Source organism: Wolbachia endosymbiont of Tuta absoluta (assembly GCF_059414725.1).
The window spans coordinates 1-4,507 of sequence record NZ_JBNRJY010000298.1; the positions used below are offsets into that span (position 1 = coordinate 1).

Here is a 4,507-nt window from a genome sequence, read left to right on the forward strand (position 1 = left end):
CATATCCCTCGGTGATAAGCTCATTTCCTTCCACTCTAAACCTCCTTCAAGTAATATCGGTCTTCCAGCGTTGACAGGACCTGAGTACTGATCGATCATCTTAGTATTAATATTTCTAAGCCTGGGTATAGCTTAGAAATCAGCCGTCTTTTCACTGACAAAATTGAAGGGATGGAAAGAAATAAAAATGAGGTAAAGATAGTAGAAATATACAGTAACGATAAAAGAATAGCAACGGTTGAGAAGAATGATAATGGAAAAGAAATTACCGCTTTGCAAAAGATGCAACATGCGATATGAAAATTAGGTGGAGTGCAGAAGATGAGAAAGGTAATTCTGTTAACTGCTTTATTAGTTTAAATGTAAATCCTAGTGAAATTGAGATTGGTCAGGCAACTATTAATGGTAAAGATGTTGAACTAGACGAAATTTTGAAATTAGCTGAGCAAAGCGAAGATGTGCTTATAGAAGGTAAAGCTTTACATGAATTTTTAGAAGGATATCTGGAGCAAGATGTACAATCACAGGAAGAGATAATAAAGAGATGTGATGAAACTCCTGGAACTAAACTTGATAATCTGGAGATAGGGCAGTTCTCTTTCTCTCCTTTATCTGAAGAGGAGATAGAGGAAGAAGAGAGAAGAGAATATAAAAATTCACGGGCTGCATCAGGAAGGTGCTAGACTAATTAGACATTAAATCTAAAGTGCATTATATCGCCATCTTGCACGATATAATCTCTGCCTTCGAAGCGAATTTTCCCTGCATCTTTGCAAGCTAATTCGCTTCCATATTTTATATAGTCTTCAAAGCTTATGGTTTCTGCTTTTATAAAGCCCTTTTCAAAATCAGTGTGAATTACACCTGCTGCTTTGTCAGCTGTTGATCCTATCTTTATTGGCCATGCACGTGCTTCTTTGGGGCCCACAGTAAAAAAAGTTATCATACTTAGCACTTCATACATAATACGTGCTACTCCATCAAGTCCTGATTCTTGTAAGCCAAATTCTGATAAAAAATTCTGTTTTTCCTCTTCACTATCAAGATTTGCAATATCTGCTTCAAGTTTCGCTGAAATACAATAAAATTTGCTTTTATTTTCTTCCGCCATTTTTTCCACCCTTTTAGATAGTTCATTACCAGTTATGATATTCGTATCTTCAACATTGCATACATACATAACAGGCTTTGTTGTTAGCAATTGAAGCAACTTCATCTCATCTTCATCGATATTCTCCAAGCTTCTTGCCGGTTTACCTAATTTTAAAGTAGCTAATACCTCTTGCATTAATTCAAGTTGTCTCTTTAGCTCTTTATCACCTTGCTTTGCTTTCTTTTCCAATTGAGGAAGCCTTTTTTCTATGCTATCAATATCAGCTAGAATTAACTCCATTTCCACTATTTCAGCATCTGATATTGGATCTATTTTACTGTTTACATGGCTGATATCGTCATCCGTAAAGCACCTGAGCAGATGAACAATGGCATCAACTTCTCTGATATGACTCAAAAATTTATTTCCTAGTCCTTCACCCTTGCTCGCACCCTTAACCAAGCCGGCAATATCGACAACTTCCAGTTGATTGTAGATTATTTTCCCTGAGTGAGCAATCGAGGCAATTTGTTTCAAACGCTGATCTCGTATTGGCACTTTGCCAACATTTGGCTCGATTGTGCAAAAAGGATAATTTGCAGCTTCAGCTGCACTTGACTCTGTAAGTGCATTAAATAAAGTTGATTTTCCTATATTTGGTAACCCAACTATACCACAGTTAAAGCTCATATTTGCTATTTAAAGCCTTAATTATTGCATAATTAAAAAATTTTTGCTATACCTAATTAGTTACTTATTAATAAGTTAGTTAATATAATAACATATAGCTTGAATTAAGGTAGAAATTATGGTTGGGCTTAGAAAACGGAAATTACCAAATGGTTTTGACAGTATTGAAAATGCTAAAGGACGCAAGACTTCAGAGAGTAATGTAGAAAAAGAACCTTCTAATAACCAAGTAGTTAAATATGATACTGCAGGTGATGGCAATTGCTTTTTTCATGCAGTGTTTGGTGATAACAGTTCTGGTACATATAAAGCTGAAAGAGCGCAAGATATGAGAATGGAATGGCACAAATTTTTAAGTCGATTTACGTCTTTAGATGATCCAAGTATGCCAGCTCCTTTAAAGGATCAGCTAGAAAAGGTTTTTAATATGTTTTTTAATAAGCCAGGGGATTTAACTGGCAAGTCTGATAAAATAAAGGGTCTGGTTAAGCAAACAAATAGGAAAATTGAAAATGCTGAAGGTAATGTGAAGAGGTTAGTAAGTAGAGCTGTTAGCAAATTTAATATATCGCATAATCAAGCTGTGCTTAATCTAAGTGAATATGCAGAGGCTCTTGATGGCATTGGTGAGAGTGACTATAATGCCGAATATAACAGTGATTTTATTACACGCTCATTTCTTGACAAACCTGAACTCTATCAATCCTATCTAGAAGCAATAGAAAGTAAAAGTTATTTTCCTTTTATTGAAGAAATTCAATTATTAGCTTCTTTAGCCAACATTGAAATTAATGTCCATTGTAAAGTTAGCGGCAGAGAGAAACAACAAAAGTTTGAACCAAATCCTGAAATGATAAACAATGATCAACTAAATCAGATGTTTAATCGTGAGAGTTATAAATTAAATGACGAGTTATGGGGTAGTAAAGAGAGAGAAACAATATATCTTGAAGGAAATCATTACTCTAGGGCTAAAATTGTAACTCAAGAGTTAATAAAACAGCAGCAGGAGCAAGAAGACTTTCTATTAGCAAAACAACTTCAGATAGATGAAATTTTGGAATATTGTGATCTTTCAAAGGATATCTCTGAGAGAGTAGAGATTGAGAGGGAGTTTGATGAGTTATTGGCAAAAAATGCTGATGGAAAAATTGGTGATGTTATAGGGCAGTGCATTAATGATGTACAGCAACGTATAAAATGCCTTGAGGAGCCAGTCTTATCAAGAAGGTGCAGTGTGGAAGAAGCACGTGTAGAAAAAACATTTTATCAACAACAAGTACCACAACCTGTAAGATAAGTCTTCATAGTCTATATACTTCTATAGGGGGGCATTCTATAATAAAAGCCATGCTCATTTTTAACCACTGCTTAATAAGAATAAAGTCTTAGCAAAACAAACACAAGAACAATAGGATTTCTTGCTTGCAAAGCAACTCCAAGATCGGGAGGAAAAAGACTTTTTCCTTGCAAGGCAACTTCAAGAGCAACCCTCACGCACAATCCCTTAACCCAAATGGAGGAAGTAAAAATAGAAGATCAGCAGCAACAAATACTTATAAAATAATAACTCTATGGTTAATGTGCGAGATTTAATTAAAAAATGTTGTCATTCGAGTAGCTGACACTGGGCTCCAATGTCAATTACTCGGATAACAAAAAAACACAGGCTTCACATGCATCTGCAGTACTGTATTAGTCTACTATCTTCATTCCCACAACATTATACCCTGAATCAACATGTAAAATTTCTCCAGTTGTACCACTACTCAGGTCGCTTAATAAGTATAGTGCTGCCTTGCCAACATCTTCTATTGTAACATTGCGTCTAAGTGGAGAATTAATTCTATTCCATTCCGATATGGAGTGAAAGTCACTTATTCCAGAAGATGCCAAAGTTCTGATTGGACCAGCAGAAATTGCATTTACTCTGATGTTCTTTGGCCCAAGATCACATGCTATATATTTTACACTTGCTTCAAGTGCTGCTTTACATAAACCCATCACATTATAATTTGGCATAACTTTTTCAGCACCATAGTAAGATAAAGTAAGTAAACTACCACCATTTAACATCATTTTTTCTGCGCTTTTTGCTAAAGCAGTAAAAGAATAGCACGATATATGCATTGCATTGAGAAAGTTGTTTAGTGAAGTATCGACGTATTTACCATTGAGCTCATTTTTATCAGAATATGCTATTGCATGTACCAAAAAATCAATAGCACCCCACTTTTCCTCTATTTCTTTAAAAGCACTATGTATGATTTCCTCATTTGAAACATCACAATGTAGTGTTAGCTCCACATTTAATTCATTCGCTATTGGTAATAATTTCTCTTTTATTACTTCATTTTGATAAGTGATTGCAAGCTCAGCTCCGTGCTCTGAGAGAGTCTTTGCTATACCATATGCTATTGACCTCTTATTTATTATTCCGGTTATTAACCCTTTTTTACCCTGCAATATCATAGAAATTATTTGCCTTTTTTATAATTTGAAATATTAACTAGGCAAAGTCAATTATGTTTTAACTGTAGCTAACGTATAAAAATTACTTCCGCATATTTCCAACCTCATTATAATTCTTACTATTACCCACAAATATAAAGTTCGTGAGCAAGTCGCCATCCTTCTGCTAGATCAAAGAGACGTCTCCATCCTTTCCAAATAGTAATGGGGCCTGGTTCTAGATCATTTTTTCTAGCCAAATGTCCTCCAAGT

Annotated in this window: 6 protein-coding genes; 3 read left to right on the forward strand and 3 right to left on the reverse strand. The window is 35.0% G+C overall.

The window, feature by feature from the left end; translation table 11 throughout:
• Positions 1-171: 171 nt before the first annotated feature.
• Both ACJ5GX_RS03355 and ACJ5GX_RS03360 read left to right on the forward strand, forming a co-directional pair.
• Entirely contained in the window at positions 172-300 is a 129-nt protein-coding gene (locus ACJ5GX_RS03355; protein WP_495292699.1) for a hypothetical protein, read from the forward strand.
• Positions 297-683, forward strand: coding sequence for a hypothetical protein (locus ACJ5GX_RS03360; protein WP_230609115.1), 387 nt, complete (start codon positions 297-299; stop codon positions 681-683). Before ACJ5GX_RS03355 ends, ACJ5GX_RS03360 begins: the two co-directional genes overlap by 4 nt.
• Before the next feature lie 5 nt (positions 684-688).
• Here ACJ5GX_RS03360 and ychF read toward each other — a convergent pair whose 3' ends face one another.
• Positions 689-1,783, reverse strand: coding sequence for a redox-regulated ATPase YchF (gene ychF, locus ACJ5GX_RS03365; protein WP_010406370.1), 1,095 nt, complete (start codon positions 1,781-1,783; stop codon positions 689-691).
• Between the two features lie 118 nt (positions 1,784-1,901).
• On the opposite strand from ychF, the gene ACJ5GX_RS03370 reads away from it, so the two are divergent.
• Positions 1,902-3,083, forward strand: coding sequence for a hypothetical protein (locus tag ACJ5GX_RS03370; protein ID WP_010406367.1), 1,182 nt, complete (start codon positions 1,902-1,904; stop codon positions 3,081-3,083).
• Between the two features lie 71 nt (positions 3,084-3,154).
• Here ACJ5GX_RS03370 and ACJ5GX_RS03375 read toward each other — a convergent pair whose 3' ends face one another.
• Both ACJ5GX_RS03375 and ACJ5GX_RS03380 read right to left on the reverse strand, forming a co-directional pair.
• Positions 3,155-3,280 (reverse strand): hypothetical protein, encoded by a 126-nt coding sequence (locus ACJ5GX_RS03375; RefSeq protein WP_010406363.1) that lies wholly within the window; start codon positions 3,278-3,280, stop codon positions 3,155-3,157.
• A gap of 198 nt (positions 3,281-3,478) precedes the next feature.
• Positions 3,479-4,255: an enoyl-ACP reductase FabI gene (locus ACJ5GX_RS03380; protein WP_007302843.1), complete on the reverse strand. Its 777-nt coding sequence runs from the start codon at positions 4,253-4,255 to the stop codon at positions 3,479-3,481.
• Positions 4,256-4,507: the final 252 nt, after the last annotated feature.

Bases quoted from the DNA above. Each gene is read 5' to 3' on its own strand.
- ACJ5GX_RS03355 (WP_495292699.1), top strand. From the start codon at position 172: ATGGAAAGAAATAAAAATGAGGTAAAGATAGTAGAAATATACAGTAAC.
- ACJ5GX_RS03360 (WP_230609115.1), top strand. From the start codon at position 297: ATGAAAATTAGGTGGAGTGCAGAAGATGAGAAAGGTAATTCTGTTAAC.
- ychF (WP_010406370.1), bottom strand. From the start codon at position 1,783: ATGAGCTTTAACTGTGGTATAGTTGGGTTACCAAATATAGGAAAATCA.
- ACJ5GX_RS03370 (WP_010406367.1), top strand. From the start codon at position 1,902: ATGGTTGGGCTTAGAAAACGGAAATTACCAAATGGTTTTGACAGTATT.
- ACJ5GX_RS03380 (WP_007302843.1), bottom strand. From the start codon at position 4,255: ATGATATTGCAGGGTAAAAAAGGGTTAATAACCGGAATAATAAATAAG.